Source organism: Streptomyces solicavernae (assembly GCF_029968095.1).
Classification (GTDB): domain Bacteria; phylum Actinomycetota; class Actinomycetes; order Streptomycetales; family Streptomycetaceae; genus Streptomyces; species Streptomyces solicavernae.
On sequence record NZ_JASCIR010000044.1, the window covers coordinates 1 to 25,261 of the forward strand.

Sequence of the window (25,261 nt, forward strand, 5' to 3'; positions counted from 1 at the left end):
CCCCCCCCCCCCCCCCCCGCTTCTCGCTGTGTCCGAGGGGGGACTTGAACCCCCACGCCCGATAAAGGGCACTAGCACCTCAAGCTAGCGCGTCTGCCATTCCGCCACCCGGACCGGTGACCCGCGGTTTCCCGCGGCGACGTGGAAAACCATAGCAAACATTCGAGGCCCCCTGATCACACCCCCGGCCCACCTCCGGCCCACCCCCGGCCCACCCCTGTCCGGCCTGGGAACGGCGCATGACGGGCGGTGCCCTGCCTTGGGGCGGGAGGGGTCGGCGCGCGAGGATATGAGGGACCACCAGCGGCAACTCGGGAGGAAGCAGCGTGAGCGAGTCGAGCAGGGGCGAGAAGGCACCGTCGGTCTCCGGCCAGGACGAGGTCGTCGACCTCTGCCGGGACCTGATCCGTATCGACACCAGCAACTACGGCGACCACTCGGGACCCGGCGAGCGCAAGGCCGCCGAGTACGTGGCGGAGAAGCTCGCCGAGGTCGGCCTCGAACCGAAGATCTTCGAGTCCCACCCGGGCCGCGCCTCGACCGTCGCCCGCATCGAGGGCGCGGACCCGTCCAAGCCCGCGCTGCTGATCCACGGCCACACCGACGTCGTACCGGCCAACGCGCAGGACTGGACCCACCACCCCTTCTCCGGCGAGGTCGCCGACGGCTGCGTCTGGGGCCGGGGTGCGGTCGACATGAAGGACATGGACGCGATGACCCTCGCGGTCGTACGCGACCGCCTGCGCAGCGGCCGCAAGCCCCCGCGCGACATCGTCCTCGCCTTCCTCGCCGACGAGGAGGCCGGGGGTACGTATGGGGCGCGCCACCTCGTCGACAAGCACCCGGGCCTCTTCGAGGGCGTCACCGAGGCGATCGGCGAGGTCGGCGGCTTCTCCTTCACCGTGAACGAGAATCTGCGCCTCTACCTCGTGGAGACCGCCCAGAAGGGCATGCACTGGATGCGGCTCACCGTGGACGGCACGGCGGGCCACGGCTCCATGACGAACGACGACAACGCGATCACCGAGCTGTGCGAGGCCGTCGGCCGCCTCGGCCGGCACAACTGGCCGGTGCGCGTCACCAAGACCGTCCGCTCCTTCCTCGACGAGCTCTCCGACGCCCTCGGCACAGAACTCGACCCGGAGAACATGGACGAGACGCTCGCCAAGCTCGGCGGCATCGCGAAGATGATCGGCGCGACCCTCAAGAACTCCGCCGCCCCCACCCAACTCGGCGCCGGCTACAAGGTGAACGTCATCCCCGGCCAGGCCACCGCCCACGTCGACGGCCGCTTCCTGCCCGGCTACGAGCAGGAGTTCCTGGCCGACCTCGACCGCCTCCTCGGCCCGCGCGTCAAGCGGGAGGACGTGCACGCCGACAAGGCCCTGGAGACCGGGTTCGACGGCAAGCTCGTGGACGCCATGCAGAGCGCCCTCGGCGCCGAGGACCCGATCGCGCGGGCCGTGCCGTACATGCTCTCCGGCGGCACCGACGCCAAGTCCTTCGACGACCTCGGCATCCGCTGCTTCGGCTTCGCGCCCCTGCAGCTGCCGCCCGAGCTGGACTTCGCGGGCATGTTCCACGGCGTGGACGAGCGGGTTCCGGTGGACGGCCTGAAGTTCGGCGTACGCGTCCTCGACCGGTTCATCGACGCGTCGTGACCCCCCGGGAAGGCGTCGCGCTCGCGTCAAGAATCGCCCGCGTGTGCGCAGTTGACTGAAACGGGTGAACGGGGCCGTTCGGTCGTAGCCCCCGTCACCTCTCCTCGTTACAGGTGATGCAGTCCGCGGCTGGGACTGCATTGCCAACAAGGAGGAATAATGATCAAGAAGGTCGTCGCTGCTGCGGCTGCCACCGGTGGTCTGGTGCTCGCCGGTGCGGGTATGGCCGTCGCCGACGCGGGCGCACAGGGCGCTGCCGTCAAGTCCCCGGGCGTGCTTTCGGGCAACGTCGTTCAGGCGCCCGTCCACGTGCCGGTGAACGTCTGCGGCAACACGGTCTCCGTGATCGGGCTGCTGAACCCCGCCTTCGGCAACACCTGCGTGAACAAGTGACGTTGTGCCTCACCCCTTGAGGGGTTGAGTCCGTGGCCCCGGAGTGCGCGCCATGCACTCCGGGGCTGTTGGGCATGAGAGCGCACGTCCCGCTGTGGGGCGTGCGTGTTCCCAGCAGTTCCAAGACAGGGAAGTACCTATGCGACAGGTCACGCGCAAAGGCCTGATCACCGTGGCCGCCGCGAGCGGCGTACTCGCCGTCACCGGTTACGCACACGCCGACTCGGGCGCCCAGGGCGGCGCCGAGCGGTCGCCCGGCGTCGCCTCCGGGAACAGCGTCCAGGCACCGATCGAGGTGCCGGTCAACGTCTGCGGCAACACCGTGAACGTCGTCGGCCTCCTCAATCCGGCGGCAGGCAACGACTGCGGCAACTCCTCCCACGGAGGCGGCAAGCCGTCTGACGGAGGCGGCAAGTCCTCTGACGGAGGCGGCCGTTCGGCCAACAGAAGCAGCTCCACGAACACGGAGGGCCCGGGCGGCGGGGCGTCCGCCGAGGGCGGCACGTCCCACTCGCCCGGCATCCTCTCCGGCAACAGCGTCCAGGCACCGGTCGAGGTACCGGTGAACGCCTGCGGGAACGGGATCACGGGCGTCGGCGCCCTCAACCCCACCACGGGCAACGACTGCGGCAACGACCCTCAGGAGGAGACTCCGCGGGCGCCGCAGGACCCCCAGGACCCGGTCGCCGAGGAGCCCCGCGAGCAGCCGAACGAGCCGAAGACGCAGCTCGTCACGTCGACCCGCAGCGTCGAGCAGCTCGCCGAGACCGGCAGCGACCTGCCGCTCGGCATCGCGGTCCCGGTGAGCGCGGGCATGCTGCTCGCGGGCACCGTGCTCTACCGCAGGGCCCGCGTGCGCGCCTGACGCACCCGGGAGCACGACGACGGAGTGGGTCCCGTGAGAACGGTGCCCACTCCGTTCGCATGTGCGCTCACATCTCCGCCTGGCCGTTCACCAGGTGGCGCGCACCTGCCGGATGATCCGGCGGCGCAACCGCACCTTGCGGCTGCCGTCCCTGCGCAGGCTCAGTCGGTCCAACTCCCAGTGCCCGTACTCCGCGTGGTCCGTCAGGAGACGGGTCGCCTCCTTGCGGGAAACCCCGCGCGGCACATACACATCGACAAATTCGTATTCCGGCATCGCATCTATTGTGCGGGCAGCGCCCCGGTACGGATAGCGTCTGCACTATGTCTGATGCTGCGCAGCCCACAGCTGCCGAGGTACGTGCCGCCGCCGAGGCGGTCAAGGCCGCGCTCGACGCCCACCTGGCGGCCGTCGAGCGGAGGCCGGGGGAGGACGACTCGGGCGTCCATGAGGCGTTCAACCAGCTGGCCGCGGCGGCGGAGGCCTACGACGAGCTGCTCTACGACGCCTACGACGAGGTCACACCCTTCGAGATCCCGGGCGCGGAAGACGGCCTGCCGCCGTACACGGGGCCGGAGGAGCCGACCGCGGTGAGCGTGCTGATCCGCCGCGACTACACCGTGGCCGAGCCGCAGCGGCTGCGGGCCCAGGCACAGCGCGTCGCAGATCTGGACACCGACACCGCCGCGGGCGAACCCTCGGCCGCGGGCGTCGTGGGACACAGCGTGCATGCCGCGCTCGGGGTGCTGTTCGGCGAGTTCGAGCCGGACGAAATCGCCTCCAGGCACAAGGAGTTCGGCCTGGAGGAGGGCGACTCGACGCTGTGGGTGGCGGCCGCGGACGAGCCGTCCGAGCCGGGGGAGTGGCTGGACGCGCCCTTCGAGCAGGCGGACCCGCAGCAGATCGTGTGCCGCTTCGACGTCAGCTCGGTCTTCGACGAGGACCTTGACGAAGACCTGGACCACGACCGGGGCTTCCCCCGCCCCGCATCCGGCCGCAACGGATCGCCCCGTACGACACCCCAGGACATCGACGGCCTCGCCTGAGCCCGCCCTCCCCGGGCCCCTCGGTGTTCGGGGGCTGCCGGTGCGGGTCCGGTCACCCGCCGTTCGCCTGCGGTCGCCGGCGGACGCCCGGCCGATGCTTTCGGCCGGGCGCCCGCGCGCGGGCCGGTCAGGGCTGTGGGCCGGGCGCCCGCCCGCGGGCCCGGTCAGGGCTGGCCACCCGTGGTGGTTGTCGTGCCCTGGGGCGGGGTCTGGGTGCGGAGCAGGGTCTGCAACCGGGTCGTACGCGGTTTCGCCGGACGCTCCGCCACGGCGCGCGGGAGGGCCTGCTCCACGCCGTGCACCACCGAGAGATGCCGCTCGGCGCGCCCGAACGCGGTGTAGACCCACGCCCTGGTCAGCCCCTGCGCCGCGTCACCGGGAAGGACGACGACGGCCGCGGGCCAGCGCTGTCCGACCGCCTGGTGCGCGGTCAGCGCCCAGCCGTGCCGCACCGACTGCTCCACGCGCTCCTTGCGTACGACGACGGGGCCGCCCTCGCACTCCAGGTGCAGCCCGTCCGCGTCCGCCCGCACCACGCGGCCCTGGACCGTCCGGCCGGGCGCGGGGGAGTACGCGACCCGGTCGCCGGGGTCGAAGCCGCCGAAGCGGCCGGGGCCGGGGTTGAGCCGCTCCTTCAGGGCGGCGTTCAGGGCGCGGGTGCCCGCGGCGCCGCCGTGGCCCACGGTGATCACCTGCGTCGCGTCGACGGGCAGGCCGAACGCGCGGGGCACCGACTCGGCGACCAGCTGGACCGTACGGTGCACGGCCTCGCCCGCGTCCCGCACCGGGACGATCACCACTTCCTTCTCCGGGGCGGCCACCTGGTTCAGCTCGCCGACGCCGACCCCCGAGACCAGCTCGCCGATCGGACCCTCGTCCGGGACCCGCGAGACGACCACGGGGCAGACGCGGGCGGCCACCAGGTCGGCGAAGACCCGGCCGGGCCCGGCCGACCACAGCACCCCCGGATCGCCGCTCAGCACCAGCCGGGCGCCGTCGGGCAGCGACTCCACGAGCATCGCCGCACCCTCGACGTCCAGCTGCGGGGCGTCGAGCAGCACCAGCAGGTCGAGGTCGAACGCGCCCTCGGCGTCCCGGCCCGGGCCCTCCGCGCCGGAGAGCAGCCCGGCGACGGTCACGGCGGCAGCGGCGCCGGGCACGTCGGACTCAGCGGCGCCGGGCACGCCGGACTCAGGGGCGCCGGGCACGCCGGACTCAGGGGCGCCGGGCACGTCGGACTCAGGGGCGCCGGACTCGGGGGCGGCGGGTCCGGGGCGTGTCGCGAGGGCCTGTGTGAACGCCCGCTTCCCGTACGGCGTGTGGGCGGCGGCGCAGACCCGCAGTCCAGCCGCTGCGGCGGCGGCCACCAGGGCGGCGGGCTCGGCGCGGGCCGCCTCGCCCCCGGTGTGCAGGACGAGGCTGCTGCCCCCGACGGCCCGGATCAGCTCGGCCGTCGAGCCGCGGGCGGAACCGGCGGCCGCGAGCAGCGTCGCCTGCTGCGGACTCTCCTCCTTGGCAGGGGAGTTGAGGACCCGGGCAAGCCCGTCGGCAAGGCTCTCCTCCGCCAGCGCGTACCGCTCAAGGCCGACGAGGACACGGACCGGCTGCTCCCGCTCCTCGTCCGCCTCCTCGCCCGCGCCCGCGCCCGCGCCTGTGTCGGCGACCGCTGCGGCCGGGGCGCCCGGGGCGGTCTCCAGCGCGTCCTGGAAGACCAGCAGGTCGCCCTCGGCGATCGCGCTCTGGACCGCGGCGTCGGCGTCCGCCACCCCGTACCGCCCGAGCGTGGACTCCAGGGCCGGGGCGTCGAGGGCGGTGTGGCCCGCCACGGCGGCCTGCTCCAGGAGCCAGACGGCGACCGCGCGGTTGCGGCGCGCGTCGTCCGGACGGCAGGCGTCGCCGAGCAGGGCGCGGGCGAACCCGTCGGCCTGCTCCGGGCGCACGCCCGCGACCCGAAGTAGCTGCCAGGGGTCCTCGCGCAGCACGGCATCCGCGCCCTCGCCCAGGGCCGTGGCCGTCGGCTCGGCGAGCGCGGCCGGGGCGCCGCCCCCGGCGAGGACCGCGCGGACCGCGTCGACGGTCTCGGCGGCGGGGCCGACGGGGCCCGCCGGGGCGCTCGGCGTCGGAGGCTCGGGCCTGCGGACCGGCTCGGGGGCAGGGCGGCGAGGCGGGGCCTCCGGCTCGAAGACCGTACGCGCCGGCTTCTCGCCGCTCTCCACGGCGCGGACGGCGGCGAGGAGGTCGGCCGCCGTGCCGCTGAGTTTCGTGCCGCTCTCGATCGGGGCCTCCCGCTCGGCCTTGCGCCGCTCGATCCGCTCCCGCAACTCCTGCTGAGCCGCCAACTCGGCCTCGGCTTCGGAGGGTTGAGCAGCGTCCTCGGCAGGCTGGACTCCGCTTTCGGGGGCTTGCGCTGGTTCCTCGGCAGGCTGAGCCCCGCTTTCGGAAGCTTGCGCTGGTTCCTCGGCAGGCTGAGCCCCGCTTTCGGAGGGCCGAGTACCTTCCTCGGCAGGCCGAGCCCCGGCTTCGGACGGCTCGCCCTCAGCCTCCGCGTCGGACCGCTGATCCGCAGTACCCTCGGCGCCTTCCGCGCCCTCCGAGCCCTCCGAGCCCTCCGCACCCTCCGCGGCAGCCTCGGGCGATGCGGTGCGTGTCAGGGCGTCCTCCGCTGCCGGCTCGGGTGCCGTGCTGCCGGTCTCGTCCGTGGCGGCGGACTCCGTACTCACAGGGTGCTCCAGTCCTGGTCGGGGTAGTGGTGCACGGGCGCCGACACGTCGTCGAGGGCCCGGCAGATCTCGTCAGGAAGACTAAGGGTCTCCACTGACAACGCGGCCGTGAGCTGCTGAGCGTTGCGCGCGCCCACGATCGGCGCGGCCACCCCCGGCCGGTCGCGCACCCACGCGAGGGCCACTTCGAGGGGCGTGACCGCGAGCCCGTCCGCCGCCGTCGCCACCGCGTCCACCACACGCCCCGCCGCCTCGTCGAGGTACGGCTCCACGAACGGGGCCATCTGCTCGGAGGCGCCGCGCGAGCCGGCGGGCGTGGCGTGCCGGTACTTGCCGGTGAGGACGCCGCGGCCGAGCGGCGAGGAGGGCAGCAGGCCGACGCCCAGGTCGAGCGCGGCCGGCAGCACCTCCCGCTCCACGCCGCGCTGCAGCAGCGAGTACTCCATCTGCGTACTGGCGAGCCGGGTGCGCGCACCCGGCGCCGCGAGCTGCCAGGTGGCGGCCTTGGCGAGCTGCCAGCCGCAGAAGTTGGACACCCCGGCGTAGCGGGCGCGGCCGCTGGAGACCGCGATGTCCAGGGCCTGCAAGGTCTCCTCCAGGGGCGTTGACGCGTCGAAGGCGTGCACCTGCCACAGGTCGACGTAGTCCGTGCCGAGGCGCTGCAGCGAGGCGTCGAGGGCCGCGAGGAGGTGGCCGCGCGAGCCGTCGAAGCGGCGCTCCGGGTCGGGGACGCTGCCCGCCTTGGTGGCGATGACCAGCTCCCGCCGGGGCACCAGGCCCTCGACGAGCTGCCCCAGTACGTACTCGGCCTCGCCCCCGCCGTACACGTCCGCCGTGTCGACGAGCGTGCCGCCCGCCTCCCAGAAGACCTTCAACTGGTGGGCGGCGTCGTGCTCGTCGGTGTCACGGCCCCAGGTGAGGGTGCCGAGGCCGATCCTGGACACGCGCAGGCCGGTGCGGCCGAGATGCCTCTGCTCCATGGGCGCTGAGGTTACTGCGGACCCGCCGAACCCGGGCGGCCCTGTGGACAACCACCCCTGACGGATCGGGCCGCGGCGCGTTAGAGTCCGGGCCACAGGCACGTTACTCATGGGTAAGGGGTTCGGCGCATGCGACTCGGGATCAACCTCGGCTACTGGGGCGCCGGGATGGACCAGGACAACCTCGCCGTCGCCAAGGAGGCGGACAAGCTCGGCTACTCGGTCTGCTGGGCGGCGGAGGCGTACGGCTCGGACGCGGCGACCGTGCTCTCCTGGGTCGCCGCCCAGACGGAGCGTATCGACGTGGGCTCCGCGATCTTCCAGATCCCGGCCCGCCAGCCCGCGATGACCGCCATGACCGCGGCCACCCTCGACTCCCTCTCCGGCGGCCGCTTCCGCCTCGGCCTCGGCGTCTCGGGCCCGCAGGTCTCCGAGGGCTGGTACGGCGTGAAGTTCGACAAGCCGCTTGCCCGCACGCGTGAGTACGTGGACATCGTCCGCAAGGCGATGAGCCGCGAGCGTCTCTCGTACGACGGTGAGCACTGGACGCTGCCGCTGCCCGACGGGCCGGGCAAGCCGATCAAGCTCACCGTGCACCCGGCCCGTGAGCACATCCCGGTCTACATCGCGGCGATCGGCCCGAAGAACCTGGAACAGACCGGCGAGATCGCCGAGGGCGCGCTGCTGATCTTCCCCGCCGCCGAACACATCGAGGACACCGCCCTCAAGCACATCCGCGCGGGACGCGAGAAGGCCGGACTGACGATGGACGGCTTCGACGTCTGCCCGACGCTGCCGCTCGCACTCGGCGCCGACAACGACGTGAGCGCGCTCGCCGACACCTTCCGCCCGTACACCGCGCTCTATGTGGGCGGCATGGGCAGCCGCAAGCAGAATTTCTACAACCAGCTCGCGCAGCGCATGGGGTACGAGAAGGAAGCCGCCGAGATCCAGGACAAGTACCTCTCCGGCGACAAGGACGGCGCCGCTGCCGCCGTGCCGCAGCAGCTGATCGACTCCACCACGCTGCTCGGCTCCGTGGAGCGGATCGCCGGGCGGATGCAGGCCTACGCGGCGGCCGGAGTGACGACCCTGACCCTCGCCCCGGCCGGCTTCACGCTCGACGAGCGGCTCGCCGCGCTGCGCGCGGGCACCGAGGCGCTGGAGCGGGCCGGACTGGCCTGACGCGGGGGATCTCCGGGAGGGCGGAAGTTCTCTACGGCCGTGGTGGGGGCTCGGGGGTCTTCCCCGCCACGGCCGTTACCCGTACAACGCCCCGGAGCCCGGTCGGTTACGCCCACCGGGGGCGCCCACCGGGGGCTCCGGGCGGCGAGTTCGCGCCCGCGCGTGCCGAGAGTTCGCGCCCGCGCGTGCGGCCGTTTCGGGTCCACCGTTCGGCGGAGTCGTCCGACACTGGTGTTGCCCGCCGCCTCGCACCGCATTTGACTCGGTCTGCGCGGGGTCACCTCGCGGGCGCCCAGGAGGTGGCAGTGATGCTTTCGGCCAAGAGCCTGTTCTCCGAGATCCTCGACCACGACGAGTCGTACCGGCTCTTCTGCGCCATCGCGGCCAGCGGCGAGTCCCAGGGCGGCTGGGAGAACGCCCGGATCGCCGCGCTCGTACCGGACAGCCTGCGCGACCTCGCCCCCAAGATCAGCCGCCACGGCGCGGACGAGGACAAGCACGGCCGGATCTTCCGCGCCCTCCTGAAGAAGCGCCGCCTCAAACCCTGCGAGGTCCCGCCGGAGACCGACTACACGATGCTCCTGGAGCGGCACGGCATCGGGCTCGCCCATGAACAGCTCAGGGCCGACCGGCCGCTGAGCGAGCAGGACATCATCACCTACCTCGCCCACAGCCGCGTCACCGAACAGCGCGCCTCCGAGCAGATGGAGCTGCTGCACAGACACTTCGCGGACCACCCCGAGCTCGGCCGCGCGGTCAGGATGATCTCCCACGACGAGGACAGCCATCTCGCCTACTGCCACGAGGAGTTGCTGCGGTTCGCGTACGCCGGGCGCGGCCGGGAGATCCAGCGGATCCTGTACGAGTGCGCGCACGCCGAGATCCGCGTCTACCGCGATGTGAGCCTCGCCGTCATGGCCCACATGGGCCGCATTCTGGGCTGGCCGCGCCCCAAGGCGGCGGTGCTCGCGGCGGGCATCCGCGCGGTGTACGCGTACGAGCGGGCCGTCGGGTGGCGGCGGATGGTGTCCCTGAAGATGCCGGAGCGGCGCAACGCCCTCGGCGGGGCGGCGAGTTCGGCGCCCGAGTTCGCCTGAGCACCGGGGGCACCCCGTGCAAGGCACCCCCTACAAGGCACCCCCTACAGCCAGCCCCGCCGCTTGAACAGCCGGTACAGCCCGTACACCAGGCCCGCCATCAGCAGCACCACCGCCGGGTAGCCCCAGGAGTAGCCCAGCTCCGGCATGTGGTGGAAGTTCATGCCGTACACGCCCGCGATCATCGTCGGGACCGCGGCCATCGCGGCCCAGGCGGAGATCTTGCGCATGTCGTCGTTCTGGCGCACGCCGGTCTGCGCCAGGTGGGCGGAGAGGATGTCCGAGACGAGGCGGTCCAGACCCTCCACGCTCTCGTTGGCGCGGGTCAGATGGTCGCTCACGTCGCGGAAGAACGGCTGCGACTCCTCGTGCACGAACGGCACCGCCGCGCCCGCGAGCCGCGTCATCGGGGCCGCCAACGGCATGGTGGCGCGGCGGAATTCGAGGACCTGGCGCTTGAAGTTGTAGATGCGGCCCGCGGTGTGCCGGGAGTCGCCGCCGGGCACCGGCTCGAACACCTCCGCCTCCAACGCCTCCAGATCCAGGTGCAGTTCGGCGGCCACGTCGATGTAGTGGTCCACCACGGCGTCGCTCACCGCGTAGAGCACCGCCGTCGGCCCGTGCCGCAGCACCTCCGGGTCCGCCTCCAGGCGCGTGCGTACGGCCGCGAGCGGCGCGCCCTCGCCGTGCCGCACCGTCACCACGAACGCGTCGCCGACGAACAGCATCAGCTCGCCCGAGCTGATCGTGTCCGCCGCCTCGTCGTAGACGATCGGCTTCAGGACCACGAACAGCGAGTCGTCGTACACCTCCAGCTTCGGCCGCTGGTGGGCCTTGAGGGCGTCCTCGACGGCCAGCGGGTGCAGGCCGAACTCCTCCGCGACGTGGTCGAACTCCCGCCCCGTCGGCTCGTGCAGGCCGATCCACAGGAACGCGTCACCGGCGGCCCGCGCCTGCTCCAGGGCCGTCGAGAAGTCCTTCGGGCGCTGGGTGCGGCGGCCTTCGCGATAGATGGCGCAGTCCACGATCATTGCGCGCATTCTCCCGTGATCCGGGCCTCGACGCACCCCCGCGGCCCGCTCCGCCTACGCTGGCGGGCATGCCCACCCTGATCCTCGTCCGGCACGGCCGGTCCACCGCCAACACCGCGGCCGTGCTCGCCGGACGGACGCCGGGAGTGGCCCTCGACGAGCGCGGCGCCGCCCAGGCCGCCGCCCTGCCCGGACGCCTCGCCGAGCTGCCCCTCGCCACGGCCGTGAGCAGCCCGCTGCAGCGCTGCCGCCAGACCCTCGACCCGCTGCTCGCCGCCCGCCCCGAGCTGACGCTGCACACCGAGGAGGGCATCAACGAGTGCGACTACGGCGACTGGTCGGGCCGCAAGCTCGCCGAGCTCGCCGACGAACCCCTCATGCAGGTCGTCCAGCAGCACCCCTCCGCCGCGGCCTTCCCCGGCGGCGAGTCCATGCGCGCCATGCAGCACCGCGCCGCCGAGGCGGTACGGGGGTGGAACGCGCGCGTGGAGCGCGATTTCGGCTCCGACGCCATGTACGTGATGTGTTCGCACGGCGACATCATCAAGTCGCTCGTCGCCGAGGCGCTGGGGCTGCACCTGGACCTGTTCCAGCGGATCTCCGTCGAGCCCTGCTCGGTCACCGTGATCCGCTACACGCGCCTGCGCCCCTTCCTCGTACGCCTCGGCGACACCGGGGACCTCGGCGGCCTCGCACCGCGCGACAACGGCACGGACGACGGTCGGGGTGACGCGACGGTCGGAGGCGGTGCTGGCGCACCGTGATCGTCGCCCGCAGTAGGGTGACCCACGTCGACCGCGGCCACGGCCGCAGTACCCGATAGCGAGGGAGAGGCCAGGACGTGTCCCGTCAGGTGTTCCTCTACGACCCGCCGGAACGTTTCGTGGCCGGCACGGTCGGACTCCCCGGGCGCCGAACGTTCTTCCTGCAGGCCTCCGCCGGTGGCCGGGTCACGAGCGTGGCCCTGGAGAAGACCCAGGTGGCCGCGCTCGCCGAGCGGATGGACGAGCTGCTCGACGAGGTCGTGCGGCGCAGCGGCGGCAGCGCACCCGTGCCCGCCGTCGCGCCCAGCGAGATCTCCGACAGCGCGCCCCTCGACACCCCCGTCGAGGAGGAGTTCCGCGTCGGCACCATGGCGCTCGCCTGGGACGGCGAGGAGCAGCGCATGGTCGTCGAGGCCCAGGCGCTCGTCGAGCTCGACGCCGACGACGACGAGGACCTCGCCGAGGCCGAGGAGCGGCTGCTCCAGGACGACGAGAACGGCCCGCCGATGCTGCGCGTACGGCTCTCCGGAGCGCAGGCCAGGGCCTTCGCCAAGCGCGCCCTGGACGTCGTGAACGCGGGCCGCCCGCCGTGCCCGCTGTGCAGCCTGCCGCTCGACCCGGAAGGACACGTATGCCCGCGTCAGAACGGATACCGGCGCGGCCTGTGACCGCAGGCGCCGAGCCCGTGGAACTCCTCACGCACGGCGAAGTCACCGTGCTCGGACGGATCCGCGAAGCCTCCAACGCCGTCCTGTACTGCACGGTCGAACACGAGGGCGCGAGCGCGCACTGCGTGTACAAGCCGGTCGCCGGTGAGCGCCCGCTGTGGGACTTCCCCGACGGCACCCTCGCCCAGCGCGAGGTCGCCGCGTACGAGGTCGCGCAGGCCACCGGCTGGGATCTCGTACCGCCGACCGTGCTGCGCGACGGGCCGCACGGCGAGGGCATGTGCCAGCTGTGGATCGAGCCGCTGCCGCAGGACGAGGCGCCCGAACTCCTCGCCCTCGTCGACGGCGAGGAGCCCGACGAGGGTTGGAAGGCCGTCGGCTTCGCCGAGGTCGGCGAGGGGCGCACGGCGCTGCTCGTGCACGCCGACGACCCGCGGCTGCGCCGCCTCGCCGTCCTCGACGCGGTGATCAACAACTCCGACCGCAAGGGCGGCCACCTGCTGCCCGCACCCGGCGGCAAGCTGTACGGCATCGACCACGGCGTCACCTTCCACGCCGAGGACAAGCTGCGCACCCTGCTGTGGGGCTGGGCCGGTGAGCCGCTGACCGGGGAGGCCGTCGAGGTCCTGGCGGCCCTCGCGCGGGAGCTTGCCGAGGGCGCGGCCCTCGCGGGCCGGCTCGTGGAGTTGATCACTCCGGCCGAGGTCGCCGCCGTACGGGATCGGGTGGCCGAATTGCTGCGGTCCGGGGTGCACCCGGTGCCGAACGGATCGTGGCCCGCGATTCCGTGGCCGCCCGTGTGAGGTCCGGGCTCGGACCGTCCGGCGGCGCGGTGCGCGGATGAGGGCGTCATAGTGGCGGGGGTCGCGTCAAGAGGTCCTTCCCGGCCAGAAGATCCGGTCCGGTTCGTATCCGGAAGGGGCGTCCGGTTAGTCTCGAAGCATGCATGCCTGGCCCGCTTCCGAGGTCCCCGCCCTGCCCGGCAAGGGCCGCGACCTCAGGATCCACGACACCGCGACCGGTGGGCTGACCGCCCTTGACCCCGGTCCTGTCGCCCGTATCTACGTCTGCGGCATCACGCCGTACGACGCGACCCACATGGGTCACGCGGCGACCTACAACGCGTTCGACCTCGTGCAGCGCGTGTGGCTCGACACCAAGCGGCAGGTTCACTACGTCCAGAACGTGACCGATGTGGACGATCCGCTGCTTGAGCGGGCCGTGCGCGACGGTATCGACTGGGCCGGCCTCGCGGAGCGCGAGACCGCACTCTTCCGCGAGGACATGACCGCCCTGCGGATGCTGCCCCCGCAGCAGTACATCGGCGCCGTCGAGGCCATACCCGGGATCGTCCCGCTGGTCGAGCGACTGCGTGACATGGGCGCCGCCTACGAACTCGAAGGCGACATCTACTTCTCCGTCGAGTCCGACACCCACTTCGGCGAGGTGTCCCGGCTCGACGCGGCCGCCATGAAGGCGCTCTCCGCGGAGCGCGGCGGCGACCCGGAACGCCCCGGCAAGAAGAACCCCCTCGACCCGATGCTGTGGACGGCCGCCCGCGAGGGCGAGCCCAGCTGGGACGGCGCAAGCCTCGGCCGCGGCCGGCCCGGCTGGCACATCGAGTGCGTCGCCATCGCCCTGGACCACCTCGGCATGGGCTTCGACGTCCAGGGCGGCGGCTCCGACCTGGCCTTCCCGCACCACGAGATGGGCGCGTCGCACGCCCAGGTACTCACCGGCGAGCACCCCTTCGCGAAGGCGTACGTGCACGCCGGGATGGTCGGCCTGGACGGCGAGAAGATGTCGAAGTCGAAGGGCAACCTGGTCTTCGTCTCCAAGCTGCGCCGCGACGGCGTCGACCCGGCCGCGATCCGGCTCGCGCTCCTCGCCCACCACTACCGCGCCGACTGGGAGTGGACCGACCAGGTCCTGCGCGACGCCGTGGACCGCCTGGACCGCTGGCGCGCCGCCGTCTCCCGGCCCGACGGCCCGGCCGCCGAGGCCGTGGTCGAGGAGATCCGCGAGGCCCTGTCCGACGACCTGGACGCCCCGAAGGCGCTCGCGGCCGTCGACCGCTGGGTCGCGCGGCAGGCCTCCGAGGGCGGTACGGATGAAGGGGCGCCCGGTGTGGTGTCCCGGGCGGTGGACGCGCTGCTCGGCGTGGCGCTGTAACACGCAGTACGACCCCTGCGCAGAGGCGCCGGACGAGATCTCCTCGTCCGGCGCCTCTGCTGTGCGGTGCGGGTCAGTCGTCCCTGCCGGGGGCGTCCCCGGTGTCGGGGGCGCCCGTATCGCCTTCGTCGGCATCGCCCGCTGCGTCTCGTTTGTCGGCCGGAGGCTCGGGGCGCTTGGGGTGTTCGGTCTGCTCAGGCCGCTCGGAGCGTTCGGTCGGCTCGGATCGCTCGGTCTGCTCGGGCTGCTCGGTCGGCTCGGGGCGCTCGGGCTGGTCCGGGCGGTCCTGGGGGAGCGGGGGCTTCGGCGGGCGTGTGCGGTCGCTCGCCGTGTCGCGCAGGAACGGGCCCGCCTCGCTGCCGTCCGTGGCGTGCCCGTGCCCTGCGGGGCCGCCGTCGCGCCGGCGCAGGTAGCGCTCGAACTCGCGGGCGATCGCCTCGCCGGACGCCTCCGGCAGCTCCGCCGTGTCCCGGGCCTCCTCCAGGCTCTGCACGTACTCCGCGACCTCGCTGTCCTCGGCCGCCAGCTGGTCCACGCCCAGCTGCCACGCCCGCGCGTCCTCGGCCAGCTCGCCGAGCGGGATGCGCAGGCCGATCAGGTCCTCCAGGCGGTTCAGGAGGGCCAGGGTCGCCTTCGGGTTCGGCGGCTGCGAGACGTAGTGCGGGACGGCCGCCCAGAGCGAGACCGCCGGGACGCCCGCGTGCGTGCACGCCTCCTGGAGGATGCCGACGATGCCCGTGGGGCCCTCGTACCGCGTCTCCTCCAGGTTCATGGTGCGGGCCAGGTCCGGGTCGGAGGTGACGCCGCTGACCGGGACGGGGCGGGTGTGCGGGGTGTCGCCGAGCAGGGCGCCCAGGATCACCACGAGCTCCACGCCCAGCTCGTGGGCGAAGCCGAGGATCTCGTTGCAGAACGAGCGCCAGCGCATGGACGGTTCGATGCCGCGGACCAGGACGAGGTCGCGCGGCTTGTCACCGCCGACCCGCACGACGGACAGCCGGGTCGTCGGCCAGGTGATCTTGCGGACGCCGCCGTCCAGCCACACCGTGGGGCGGTTGACCTGGAAGTCGTAGTAGTCCTCCGCGTCGAGGGCGGCGAACACCTCGCCCTTCCACTCCCGGTCCAGGTGCGCGACCGAGGTGGAGGCGGCGTCGCCTGCGTCGTTCCAGCCCTCGAACGCGACCACCATGACCGGGTCGACCAGCTCGGGAACCCCGTCGAGCTCGATCACCCAGCGCCTCCTTCCGACGTTCCCCCAGAGCCTCAAGGGCCTGGGAGGGACCCCCACACGTACGCCCCAACCTTACGGCGTCCGCGGGGGGCCTCCGCAGCCCCCTTGCGGGTCCCGAGCACGCCAGAGGTGATGCATGGGCTCCCTCGCGGAGGGCCGTGCCTGCGCGGTGCGGACGGTCAACTGTGCGCGACGCCCGGCGCATTGGCGGGGGGCGCAGCCGCCGTACGCGCGTATGTGTCTCAGGGCTAAGATTTCTTCGGCGGCTCGCGGGAGCCGCGCCGAGGGGAAGGCAGTCGCACATGTTGGGGAAGAACCCGGGGAAGAACGGCGCCGTACGCAAGGACGCCGTCGCGTCGATCATCGAGGACTGGGCGCGGGAGCGGCCCGAGCTCGACACCTCGCCCCTGGAGGTGCTGGCACGCCTGCACCGCACCTTCCTGCGCTACAACAACCGGCTGACCTCCGCCATCGACGAGCACGGCCTGGCGGTGGCCGGCTTCGACGTGCTGACGGCGCTGCGCCGCGCGGGAGCGCCGTACCGGCTCACCGCGGGACAGCTGGCCGACTCGGGGCTCGTCTCCTCGGCCGGGGTGACCCTGCGCATCGACCGCCTGGAGAAGGACGGGCTGATCGTGCGGGAGCGGGACGCGGACGACCGGCGGGTCGTGTACTCGCGGCTCACGGACGCCGGGCTCGCCAAGGTCGACGAGGTGTTCGCGGAGCACCTGGAGAACGAGCGCCGCATGCTGGCCGCGCTGTCTCCTGCGGAGTGCCGTCAACTGGCAAGGTTGCTGTCCAAGTTGGAGCGGTCCATCGAGGAGACGGCGGTGCCGGACGAGGGGTGAGCCGGGTTCGCCGCGGGGGTTTCTGCGGAGTCCGGTCCGCGCCTGGTCGTGGGCTGAGCGCGCAGTTCCCCGCGCCCCTTCAGGGGCACGGGGAACCGTCAGATCAGACGCCGGCCTGCGACTCCGCCCCTGCGCGGTAGAGCCTGCGCAGCCGCACAACGCCCAGGTCGTGCTGGTACAGGTTCTCCTGCTGGTCGGCGTCGGACGGCATGGCCTCCAGCATCACGCGGTCCTGCTCCAGGACGGCCCAGTGGCGTTCCTCGATCAGCGTCTTGTAGAGGAACCGCCAGGTGTCGCGCTGCCAGCCCTGGACCTTGCGGTAGCGCCAGAAGAACACCGCGCAGCGCTCCTCGTCGACCGGGCGCACCATGCCGACGATCCCGAACGGGCCGCCGGGCCCGGCGGACAGCGGGTACGGGATGGACAGGTCCACCCAGTCCACGCCCGTGCGGCACAGCTCCACCCAGTCGAAGTTGACGCCCCGCTGGTCGGTCTTCTCGAAGAAGTAGCCGCGGTCGGTCTCCCGGATGCGGAACTTGGCGGTGGTGTCGCCCTCGAACATCGTGTGCGAGTCGTGGTGCAGGAACGCGCCGTGCATCGGGTCGAGCAGGTTCTCCACCGCGTACCGCCACGGCACGTCCCACTCCGCGTAGCACAGGAACGCGTCGGTGTCCGGGTCGGTGAGGGGCTCGGGGAGCGTCAACTCGACCGGCTGCGGCTGCTGTTCGGAGCCGAAGTACGCGAGGACCGCGCCCGCGACCTCCCGTACCGGAAGGGAGCGCACCAGCTGCTTGCCCTCCAGGTTGCAGCCGGGCAGGCCGGGCACCGACGACACGGTGCCGTCGGTCTCGACCTCCACGCCGTGGTACCAGCACGCCACCCGGTCGCCCAGGTGCTTGCCGAGGGAGAGCGGGGCGCCGCGGTGCGGGCAGCGGTCGGCGAGCATGCTCAGCGTGCCGTCGGAGCGGCGGAAGAGCAGCCACTGCTCGCCGAGGACGGTGACCTTGCGCATCGCGCCGGGGGCCACGAAGCCGGAGGGGCAGACCGGGTGCCACTGGCCGCGCAGGCCGGTCGCGTAGATCTGGTCAGCGGTCAGGGTCATGGTGGTCACGCTCCCAGTCGGTGCATCTCGGCGCGGAAGGAGTCCTCGGTCCACGCGGCGCCGTCGGGTGCGTGGACCTGGCGGGCGTTCAACCCCCGCACGACATCGGCGAGTTCGTGGCCCTCCTTGGTGAAGACCTCTTCGATGGTGGCGGCCAGCTTGTACTCGTACGGGGACGGCTCGTGCGTACGGGACTGGTGGATCTCCAGGTACGGCCAGGTCGGATCGGTGGCGGTGCTCATGGCGGTGCTCCCAGGGGCTAGAGGTCGAGGGCGAGGCGGCCGGAGGCGCAGCGCGAGACGCAGATCATCATCGAGCTGTTCGCGGCGTGCTCGGCTTCGGAGAGGAGGAAGTCGCGGTGGTCGGGCGTGCCGTCGAGGACCCGCGTCTCGCAGGAGCCGCAGATGCCGTCGCGACAGGAGCTGGACACGTTCAGACCGGCCTGCTCGGCGGCCTCCAGGATCGACGTGTCCGGGCCGACGGTGAGGGTGAGCCCGGAGCTGCGGCACTCGACCTCGAACTCCCCGTCGTCGCCGGACCGTTCGACGACCGGCGCCGCGAACCGCTCCACCCGCAGGACCTCCGGCGGGCAGGCGGCCTCCACGGCGGCGAGCAGCGGCTCGGGGCCGCAGCAGTACACGAGCGTGCCGTCCGGCAGCTCCGCGAGCGCGGCGGCCAGGTCGATATGGCCCTGCTCGTCCTGCGGTACGAGGGTCAGGTCGCCGCCGAGCGCGGCCAGCTCGTCGGCGAAGGCCATCGAGGCGCGGCCGCGGCCCCCGTACACCATGCGCCACGCGGCGCCGCGCCGGGCCGCCTCGCGGGCCATGGCGAGGATCGGGGTGACGCCGATGCCGCCCGCGAGGAACACATAGCCCTCGGCCTCCTCCAGGGCGAAGTGGTTGCGCGGCTCGGACACGGTGACCTGCTGGCCCGGGCGCAGCGCGGTGTGCACATGGCGGGAACCGCCGCGCGAGGCCGGCTCGTGGAGGACGCCGATCCGGTACGTGCCGCAGGCGGCCGGGTCGCCGCACAGGCTGTACTGGCGGATCTGCCCGCCCACGTGCACGTCGATATGCGCACCCGGCGCCCAGGCGGGCAGCGGCTTGCCGTCCGGGTGGACCAGCTCGACGGACAGGACGCCCTCGGCTTCCCAGGTCATCCGCCGTACGAGCAGCTGGAGTTGACGGTCGTCGGTCATGGCGGGGGCCTCCCTACGCGGTGGGGATCTTGACGGGCGGGGTGAACGGGTTCTTCATCGGGCCGAGCGCCGCCAGGTCCACCTCGACCAGCACCGGCCCGTCGGAGGCGACGGCCTGGCCGATCACCGGCGCGGCGTGCTCGGCGTCCGCGATCCGCAGATACGGCAGCCTGCAGGCGCGGGCGAGGAGTTCGAAGTCGGGCGTGGTCAGGTCGACGCCGGAGCGGCGGTCGGCGTACCGGTCCTGCATGTTGCGCAGCACGCCGTAGCCGCCGTCGTTGAAGACAAGGAGGGTCAGGCGCGGCCGTTCCTGGGCGAGGGTGAGGAGTTCGCCGAGGTGGACGGCGAGGCCGCCGTCGCCCGCGATCACGACCGTCGGCCGGTCCGGGTCGGCCAGCGCGGCGCCGATGCCCATGCCGAGGCCCTGCCCGATGCCGCCGCCGCGCGGGAAGACGTTCGCCGTCGGGTCGTACATCTCCAGGAGCCGGTTGCCCCAGCTGCTGGACGCGATCGTCACGTCACGGGCGACGACGGCGTCCCGGGGGAGCGCTTCGCGCAGTGCGTCGCAGATCGCGGCCTGCGGACCGAGGTTGTCGTGCAGGGCGGCCCGGACGTCGGTACGCACCTGCCCGACCCGTTCCGTCCACCCGGACTCGGCGCGGCGTGCGTGCGGCAGGAGGGCGTCCAGGACCGGGGCGGCGTCGCCGTGCAGGGCGTGCGTCGCCGGGTAGACGCGGCCGAGCGCCGCCTCGTCGATGTCGATCTGGATGTGCTGTTCCGGCAGCTGAAGGCCGTAGTCGGCGGTCTCGTTGGAGCGGAAGTGGGTGCCGACGGTCAGCAGCAGGTCCGCGTCGGCGAGCAGGGCGCGGCCGGCCGGGGTGGTGGCGAAGTTGCCGATGACCTGCGGGTGATCCTCGGGGACGCTGCCGCGCCCGGAGTTGGAGGTGAGCAGCCCGGCGCCGGTCGCCTCGACGAGCGCGGCCAGTTCGGTACGGGCCCGGGTGGCGCCGCCGCCCGCCCAGATCAGCGGACGCCCGGCGGACGCCAGCAGCGCGGCGGCAGCGGCGAGTTCAGCGGGGTCGACGGCCGGGGCGGGCTCCGAGCCCGGCGCATCCGGCGAGTCCGTCTGGGCCGCGTACTGCAGGTCGATCGGCCACTCCACGCTCGCCGGGCCGCCCGGCGCGGCCAGGGCGGCGGCGGCCGCCTCGCGCAGGACCTGGCCCGCCTCGTCGGCGGAGGTCACCGTCGCGGCGTACTTGGACACCGCGTCCAGCATGCCCAGCTGGTCCTTGGTCTCGTGGATGAACCCCCGCCCGCTGCCCAGGAACTCGGCCTCGACCTGCCCGGTGACGTGCAGCACGGACGTGCCCGAGGCCAGCGCCTCCACCAGCGAACCGGCCGCGTTGCCCGCGCCCGTGCCCGTCGAGGTCAGCGCGCAGCCGATCGAGCCGCGGGCCCGGCCGTACGCGTCGGCCGCGTTCACGGCGGTCGCCTCGTGCCGCACCGGCACGAACCGCAGCTCCCGGTCGACGGCCTCGACCAGCGGCAGGTTGTGCACCGAGACGATCCCGAAGACCGTGTCGATGCCGAGTTCCTTCAGGACGGCGACGAGGAGCGCGCCCCCATGGTCGTAACGCATGCGCAGTGACTCCTCAGAGAATGCCGCGGCCGACTCCGCCGCAGACGTCGATGCTGGTTCCGGTGATGTACGAGGCCCGCGGCGAGAGCAGCGCGAGGATCGCGTAGGCGACCTCCTCCGCCCGGCCGAGCCGCCCGAGGGCGATGCCCCGGTCCGCGGCCAGCTCCGCCTGCCAGTCCTCGTACGAGAGACCGGAGTCGGCGGCGGCGTGGCGGCGGGTCCACTGGCCGGTGTCGACCAGGCCCAGGCAGACCGAGTTGACCCGGATGCCGTCCGCGGCCAGCTCCTGGGACAGGGACTTGGAGAGGTTGAGGATGCCGGCGCGGGCCGCGCTGGTCGTGATGAGGCGGGTCTCGGGCTGCTTGGCGAGGACCGCGTTGACGTTGACGACGGACGCCGCGTCCGAGGCGGCCAGATGCTTCCGGGCGGCCTGCAGCGGGTTGAGCACGCCCGCGAACTTCAGCTCCAGCTCGTCGCGCCAGTCGTCCCCGGTCGTCTCGTCGAGGCGCTTCATACGGGACTGCCCGGCGTTGTTGACCAGACCGTCCACGCGCCCGCTCCGCCCGCTCCGCCCGCCGAACGCCTCGGCGGCACTGTGCACGAACTCCCGTACGGCGTCGGCGTCCCGTACGTCGCACACCGCGGTGAAGAGCCGCTCGTGCTCCCCGATGCGCTTCAGGCGTTCGGCGTCACGGCCGCAGGTGGCGACGTGCGCGCCCTCGTCGAGCAGGGCGCGGACCGTGGCCAGGCCGACACCCGAGCTGCCTCCGGTGACCACATAGGTCCGGTCGGCGAGGCCCAGATCCATAATCCTTCTCCAGTACGGCAGTTGGGGCAGTTGGGGCAGTTGAGGCAGTTGGTTCAGTGCATGGTGAAGCCGCCGTTGACGGCGACCACCTGTCCGGTGAGGTAGCGGGACTCCTCGGAGAGGAGGAACGCGGTGAGCCCGACCAGGTCGTCCGGCTGCTGCGGCCGGGAGATCGCCCGGTTCGCCGCGTACAGGCCGTGCCGCTCCTTTGGAACGGTCTCCGTCGCCTCGCACTCCGTGAGGCCGGGCGCGAGGGCGTTCACGGTGATCCCGCGCTCGCCCAGCTCCCGCGCCATGGCCCGGGTCAGGGCGATCACGGCGCCCTTGGACGCGATGTAGTGGGCGAGCCGGGGCGAGCCGTAGAGCGCCGCGTCCGAGGCGATGTTGACGATGCGCCCGGTCGGCCCGAAGTGCGGGTGCAGGGCCTTGGCGACGAGCCAGGGGCCGCGCGCGTTGACCGTCATCAGGCGGTCCCAGGTCTCGATGTCGATGTCCTGGAACTCCTTGCCGCCCACGCCGTTGGCGAGCGCGGCGTTGTTGACGAGGCCGTACAGCCCGCCCAAGTCCCGTACTGCGGAGGCCAGTCCGTCGACCGACACCGGGTCGGCTACGTCGCAGCGCACGAAGTGGGCGTCGATGCCCTCGCCCCGCAGCTCCTGCGCGGCCGCCGCGCCCCGCCCGGCGTCGACCTCGGCGACGACGACCCGGAAGCCGTCCGCGCCGGCCCGGCGGGCCATGGCCAGTCCCAGGCCACGGCCCGCCCCGGTCACGACGACGAGCCGACGGCCGTCGAAGGGCTGGTCAGTCACGGGTGATCCCGTACAGCGGGGAGTACTCGGGGTACGTCGGGACCTGCGGCTTCTGCGTGCCGATGACGACGCAGAACAGGGCGTCGGTGTCGCCCTCGTTCTTCAGCGAGCGGGTCACGCCGGCCGGGACGACGATCATGTCGCGGTAGCCCAGCGTGCGGTACTCGACCTCGTCCGGGCCGCGGTGGACGCCGACGCGGACCTCGCCCTCCAGGACGAAGAAGGCCTCCTCCACGTCGTGGTGGGTGTGGGCCGGGCCCTCGCCGCCGGGCGGCAGCAGCATGTTGGAGAACGTGAAGCCGCCGGAGGGCAGGATGCGGTTGTCGCCCTCGTGGTTGCCGGTGGCGCCGGAGCCGACGTAGCGGATCTGCGCGCGCTTGTACTGCGGGCCCGCCTTCTCCTGGAAGGACAGGGTCCCCCAGTCGGGCTCGCGGGACTCCTTGGAGGCGATCAGCGAGTCGGTGTACTTGCCGAGGTCGCCGCCGTTGTCGTACTCGGTGGTGTTCAGAGGCATGGCTCAGCCCTTTCGCTGGTGCGTGTTCGCTGGTTCGTGACGATGTGCAGGTGGGACAGGACCCAGGAGTTGAACCGCTCGGGCTGCTCCTGGTTGGCCAGGTGACCGGCGTCCTTGACGATCACGTAGGCGCATTTGTGCAGGCCCCCGGCGATGACCTGGGAGGACTCGATGCCGGTGACCGTGTCGCGGTCGCCGCACACCACGAGCGTGGGCGCGGTGACGGCGGACAGTTCGGGGCGCAGGTCGGCGCTCGCCATGGACTGGGCGGCGTACCCGTAGCCGGGCAGCCGGACCGCGCCGGCCATGGTGTCGACGACCCGCTGGACCAGCTCGGCGGGCGCCTCCGGCGAGACGAGCCGGGGCCCGCGCTGTGCCGCGAAGGCGCGCGGCCCGAGCTCGGCCAGCTCCGTGGCGCGCGCCCGCATCCCCGCCGCCTTCTCCGGGTCCGTTCCGGAACCCGCGCTGGAGTCGGCCACGATCAGCGAGGCGACCAGCTCCGGGTGCCGGGCGGCGAGCCGCAGCGCGATCACGCCGCCCCAGGAGACCCCGAGGACATGCGCGGGCTCCCCGTACGAACGGATCACCCCGGCCGCCGCGTCCGCGAAGCCGTCCAGATCCAACTCGCCTTCCGGGTCAGGGGACTTGGCGTACCCGGGCGCGTCCCAGGCGACTACGCGGGCGTGCGCGGAGAGCGCGTCGAGCTGCGGTGCGAACGCGGCCGAGGACGAGCCGATGCCGTGCAGGCAGAGCAGCAGCGGCCCTTCGGTGCCGGCCTCCTCGACGTGGACGGCGGTCACGGGAGCGGCCGCCTCAGGGCGCGCGCTCACAGGATCTGGCCCGTCCGCCCGGCGAGCGCCGCGAGCGAGCGCAGCACCGCGTACGGCACGACCTGGCTGGTCGCCGGGTTGCCGGGGTCCGGAGCGTGCGCCACCTCGAAGCGGTACGCGCCGTGCGTGCCGGAGGCTTCGACGACGTGCCGCGTGCGGGTCGCGCCCGGATCGGCGACGACCTGGACCCGCACAGCGTCCAGGTCGCCGACGGCCAGCGCGACCGAGGCCGCGACGTTGGTCGACTTGGGGAACTTCACCGGGACGTCCCGTGCGGTGCCGGACATGACCTCGACGGGGCCGGTGGCCGACCGCATCCGGGCCAGCAGCTCCTCGTCCATCCACGGCTGTTCGAGGGTCGAGGGCAGCTTGGTGGTGGTGAGGCGGACCTCTTCGAGGGGGCCGAGCTGCCGTACGGCTTGCAGCAGATCGAGTCCGCCGACGGCGCCGCCGGTGAAGTACACCCGGCCGGGGCCCGCCGCGAGCAGCCGCTTGGCCAGCTCGTCGTCGGTGAGCGCCCCGGTGGACGCGACGAGCAGGTCGGTGCCGGAGCTGAGGACACGCTCGCCCCACTCCCGTACGACACCCTGCCCCGCGGCCTCGACGATCAGATCGCAGCCCTCGATGGCCTCCTCGAAGGCGACCTGCGGCGCGGGCGCGGCCTCGCCGAGCGGGCGGTTGTCGACGATGCACGTCAACTCGGCGCCCTGGATGCCCTGTTCGGCGAGTGCGGTGCCGACGACTCGGCCGATCGCGCCCCAGCCGACCAGGCCCACCTTCAGAACCCTCACTTCTGTTCTCCTTCCGGCCGTCCGGCCATGTGGCAGCGGATCTCCTTCGACGGCGGCCCGGCCGTCCCCCACAGGTCGGACAGCTCCGGCACCCGGCGCCACACCTTCGCGATCCAGCGGTCCTCTACGACCTGCGCGACCTCGGAGGTGTACTCGCAGACGAGCCCGGTCGGGTCGGTGAAGTAGGAGAAGGTGTTGTTGCCCGGCCCGTGGCGGCCCGGCCCCCACTGCGGGACGATCCCGTGGTGCCGGAGGCGCCCCAGTCCGCGCATGAAGTGGTCGACCGAGCTCATCTCGTACGCCACGTGGTTGAGGGAGACCCACTCGGCCTGGTTGAACGCGATGCAGTGGTGGTCGGCGTTGCAGCGCAGGAACGCCATCTGGTGCTCGGACCAGTCGGAGACGCGCAGGCCGAGCACGTCGCAGTAGAACGCGACGGCCGCGTCGATGTCGGGGGTGTTGAGGACGGTGTGCGTGACGCCGACCGGCACGGCGGCCTCCCGGCCGCGCGGGGCGACCGCCCAGGTGTCGGCGGACAGCTCGATGAGGCGGCCCTCGTGGTCGTGGAAGCGCAGGCCGTAGCCGCCGCCGACCTGGTCGAGCGGGCCAGGACCGGCCACGGGCGTGATGCCGCGGGCCTGAAGCCTGCGGGCCGCCTCGTCGACCTCGGCCGGGGTGGTCACGGCGAACACGATCCGGCCGAGCCCGGTGCGCTCGGAACGCGTCAGCTGCAGGGCGTGGTGCTCCTCGCCGGTGCCGCGCAGCCAGCTCGCGCTGTGCTCGGACTCGACGACCTCAAGGCCCCAGGCGTCCTCGTAGAAGTCGGTGGCCTCCGCGAAGGCCGGGGTGAGCAGCTCGACCGAGCGCAGGGCGCGCAGCCGGGCGATCGGGGGATGGTGGGTCATGGGA

The 25,261-nt window shown here is 72.9% G+C and carries 26 protein-coding genes and 1 tRNA gene; 11 read left to right on the forward strand and 16 right to left on the reverse strand.

Annotated features, from left to right (window positions below):
* Positions 1–29: 29 nt before the first annotated feature.
* Positions 30–114, reverse strand: a tRNA-Leu gene (locus QIS99_RS29365).
* Positions 115–326: 212 nt separating this feature from the next.
* Here QIS99_RS29365 and QIS99_RS29370 point away from each other — a divergent pair.
* The 3 genes from QIS99_RS29370 to QIS99_RS29380 all read left to right on the forward strand — a co-directional run bounded on the left by QIS99_RS29370 (position 327) and on the right by QIS99_RS29380 (position 2,919).
* Positions 327–1,661, forward strand: coding sequence for a M20/M25/M40 family metallo-hydrolase (locus QIS99_RS29370; protein WP_282516754.1), 1,335 nt, complete (start codon positions 327–329; stop codon positions 1,659–1,661).
* A 159-nt stretch (positions 1,662–1,820) separates the two neighbouring features.
* Positions 1,821–2,054, forward strand: coding sequence for a chaplin ChpH (gene chpH / locus QIS99_RS29375; protein WP_266868791.1), 234 nt, complete (start codon positions 1,821–1,823; stop codon positions 2,052–2,054).
* 139 nt (positions 2,055–2,193) lie between these two features.
* Positions 2,194–2,919, forward strand: coding sequence for a chaplin (locus QIS99_RS29380; protein ID WP_282516755.1), 726 nt, complete (start codon positions 2,194–2,196; stop codon positions 2,917–2,919).
* Positions 2,920–3,006: 87 nt separating this feature from the next.
* Here QIS99_RS29380 and QIS99_RS29385 read toward each other — a convergent pair whose 3' ends face one another.
* Positions 3,007–3,195: a DUF5703 family protein gene (locus QIS99_RS29385; RefSeq protein WP_175410115.1), complete on the reverse strand. Its 189-nt coding sequence runs from the start codon at positions 3,193–3,195 to the stop codon at positions 3,007–3,009.
* Between the two features lie 47 nt (positions 3,196–3,242).
* On the opposite strand from QIS99_RS29385, the gene QIS99_RS29390 reads away from it, so the two are divergent.
* Positions 3,243–3,965, forward strand: a complete 723-nt coding sequence (locus tag QIS99_RS29390; RefSeq protein WP_282516756.1) for a hypothetical protein — start codon at positions 3,243–3,245, stop codon at positions 3,963–3,965.
* A 164-nt stretch (positions 3,966–4,129) separates the two neighbouring features.
* Here the strand turns inward: QIS99_RS29390 and QIS99_RS29395 are convergent, their stop codons facing one another.
* The gene (locus QIS99_RS29395) at positions 4,130–6,685 is read right to left on the reverse strand and encodes a helix-hairpin-helix domain-containing protein (RefSeq protein WP_282516757.1); all 2,556 of its coding nucleotides are present in this window, start codon (positions 6,683–6,685) and stop codon (positions 4,130–4,132) included.
* Positions 6,682–7,665, reverse strand: coding sequence for an aldo/keto reductase (locus tag QIS99_RS29400; protein ID WP_282516758.1), 984 nt, complete (start codon positions 7,663–7,665; stop codon positions 6,682–6,684). Before QIS99_RS29400 ends, QIS99_RS29395 begins: the two co-directional genes overlap by 4 nt.
* Positions 7,666–7,794: 129 nt before the next feature.
* Between QIS99_RS29400 and QIS99_RS29405 the strand changes: the two genes are divergently transcribed.
* Entirely contained in the window at positions 7,795–8,850 is a 1,056-nt protein-coding gene (locus QIS99_RS29405; RefSeq protein WP_282516759.1) for an LLM class F420-dependent oxidoreductase, read from the forward strand.
* A gap of 308 nt (positions 8,851–9,158) precedes the next feature.
* Positions 9,159–9,947: a ferritin-like domain-containing protein gene (locus QIS99_RS29410; protein WP_282516760.1), complete on the forward strand. Its 789-nt coding sequence runs from the start codon at positions 9,159–9,161 to the stop codon at positions 9,945–9,947.
* A gap of 44 nt (positions 9,948–9,991) precedes the next feature.
* Here QIS99_RS29410 and corA read toward each other — a convergent pair whose 3' ends face one another.
* On the reverse strand, positions 9,992–10,987 hold the full coding sequence (gene corA, locus QIS99_RS29415) for a magnesium/cobalt transporter CorA (protein ID WP_282516761.1): 996 nt from the start codon (positions 10,985–10,987) through the stop codon (positions 9,992–9,994).
* 59 nt (positions 10,988–11,046) lie between these two features.
* Here corA and QIS99_RS29420 point away from each other — a divergent pair, with 59 nt between their 5' ends.
* From QIS99_RS29420 to mshC, 4 genes are all read left to right on the forward strand, one after another.
* Positions 11,047–11,742: a histidine phosphatase family protein gene (locus tag QIS99_RS29420; protein WP_282516762.1), complete on the forward strand. Its 696-nt coding sequence runs from the start codon at positions 11,047–11,049 to the stop codon at positions 11,740–11,742.
* Between the two features lie 77 nt (positions 11,743–11,819).
* Positions 11,820–12,410, forward strand: coding sequence for a DUF3090 domain-containing protein (locus QIS99_RS29425; protein WP_282516763.1), 591 nt, complete (start codon positions 11,820–11,822; stop codon positions 12,408–12,410).
* Positions 12,374–13,213 (forward strand): SCO1664 family protein, encoded by an 840-nt coding sequence (locus QIS99_RS29430; protein ID WP_282516764.1) that lies wholly within the window; start codon positions 12,374–12,376, stop codon positions 13,211–13,213. Before QIS99_RS29425 ends, QIS99_RS29430 begins: the two co-directional genes overlap by 37 nt.
* 139 nt (positions 13,214–13,352) lie before the next feature.
* A complete protein-coding gene (gene mshC / locus QIS99_RS29435; protein ID WP_282516765.1) occupies positions 13,353–14,582 on the forward strand; it encodes a cysteine--1-D-myo-inosityl 2-amino-2-deoxy-alpha-D-glucopyranoside ligase in 1,230 nt (409 codons plus the stop codon).
* Between the two features lie 73 nt (positions 14,583–14,655).
* Here mshC and QIS99_RS29440 read toward each other — a convergent pair whose 3' ends face one another.
* Complete coding sequence (locus QIS99_RS29440) at positions 14,656–15,813, reverse strand: PAC2 family protein (protein ID WP_282516766.1); 1,158 nt, start codon at positions 15,811–15,813, stop codon at positions 14,656–14,658.
* A 302-nt stretch (positions 15,814–16,115) separates the two neighbouring features.
* Between QIS99_RS29440 and QIS99_RS29445 the strand changes: the two genes are divergently transcribed.
* On the forward strand, positions 16,116–16,661 hold the full coding sequence (locus QIS99_RS29445) for a MarR family winged helix-turn-helix transcriptional regulator (RefSeq protein ID WP_282516767.1): 546 nt from the start codon (positions 16,116–16,118) through the stop codon (positions 16,659–16,661).
* A 103-nt stretch (positions 16,662–16,764) separates the two neighbouring features.
* On the opposite strand, the gene QIS99_RS29450 is transcribed toward QIS99_RS29445, so the two are convergent.
* The 10 genes from QIS99_RS29450 to QIS99_RS29495 are packed head-to-tail and all read right to left on the reverse strand — an operon-like array spanning position 16,765 to position 25,257.
* Positions 16,765–17,763, reverse strand: coding sequence for an aromatic ring-hydroxylating oxygenase subunit alpha (locus QIS99_RS29450; protein WP_282516768.1), 999 nt, complete (start codon positions 17,761–17,763; stop codon positions 16,765–16,767).
* 5 nt (positions 17,764–17,768) lie between these two features.
* Positions 17,769–18,005: a recombinase-like helix-turn-helix domain-containing protein gene (locus tag QIS99_RS29455; protein WP_282516769.1), complete on the reverse strand. Its 237-nt coding sequence runs from the start codon at positions 18,003–18,005 to the stop codon at positions 17,769–17,771.
* A 17-nt stretch (positions 18,006–18,022) separates the two neighbouring features.
* Positions 18,023–18,961: a PDR/VanB family oxidoreductase gene (locus tag QIS99_RS29460; protein WP_282516770.1), complete on the reverse strand. Its 939-nt coding sequence runs from the start codon at positions 18,959–18,961 to the stop codon at positions 18,023–18,025.
* 13 nt (positions 18,962–18,974) lie between these two features.
* The gene (locus QIS99_RS29465; RefSeq protein ID WP_282516771.1) at positions 18,975–20,600 is read right to left on the reverse strand and encodes a thiamine pyrophosphate-binding protein; all 1,626 of its coding nucleotides are present in this window, start codon (positions 20,598–20,600) and stop codon (positions 18,975–18,977) included.
* Between the two features lie 13 nt (positions 20,601–20,613).
* Positions 20,614–21,408, reverse strand: a complete 795-nt coding sequence (locus tag QIS99_RS29470; protein WP_282516772.1) for an SDR family oxidoreductase — start codon at positions 21,406–21,408, stop codon at positions 20,614–20,616.
* Between the two features lie 53 nt (positions 21,409–21,461).
* Positions 21,462–22,217 (reverse strand): SDR family oxidoreductase, encoded by a 756-nt coding sequence (locus QIS99_RS29475; RefSeq protein WP_282516773.1) that lies wholly within the window; start codon positions 22,215–22,217, stop codon positions 21,462–21,464.
* Complete coding sequence (locus QIS99_RS29480; RefSeq protein ID WP_282516774.1) at positions 22,210–22,731, reverse strand: cupin domain-containing protein; 522 nt, start codon at positions 22,729–22,731, stop codon at positions 22,210–22,212. The genes QIS99_RS29475 and QIS99_RS29480 overlap by 8 nt, the downstream gene beginning before the upstream one ends.
* Positions 22,722–23,531: an alpha/beta fold hydrolase gene (locus QIS99_RS29485; RefSeq protein WP_282516775.1), complete on the reverse strand. Its 810-nt coding sequence runs from the start codon at positions 23,529–23,531 to the stop codon at positions 22,722–22,724. The genes QIS99_RS29480 and QIS99_RS29485 overlap by 10 nt, the downstream gene beginning before the upstream one ends.
* A gap of 26 nt (positions 23,532–23,557) precedes the next feature.
* Positions 23,558–24,352, reverse strand: coding sequence for an aspartate dehydrogenase domain-containing protein (locus QIS99_RS29490; protein ID WP_282516776.1), 795 nt, complete (start codon positions 24,350–24,352; stop codon positions 23,558–23,560).
* A complete protein-coding gene (locus tag QIS99_RS29495) occupies positions 24,349–25,257 on the reverse strand; it encodes a VOC family protein (RefSeq protein ID WP_282516777.1) in 909 nt (302 codons plus the stop codon). Before QIS99_RS29495 ends, QIS99_RS29490 begins: the two co-directional genes overlap by 4 nt.
* Positions 25,258–25,261 lie beyond the last annotated feature (4 nt).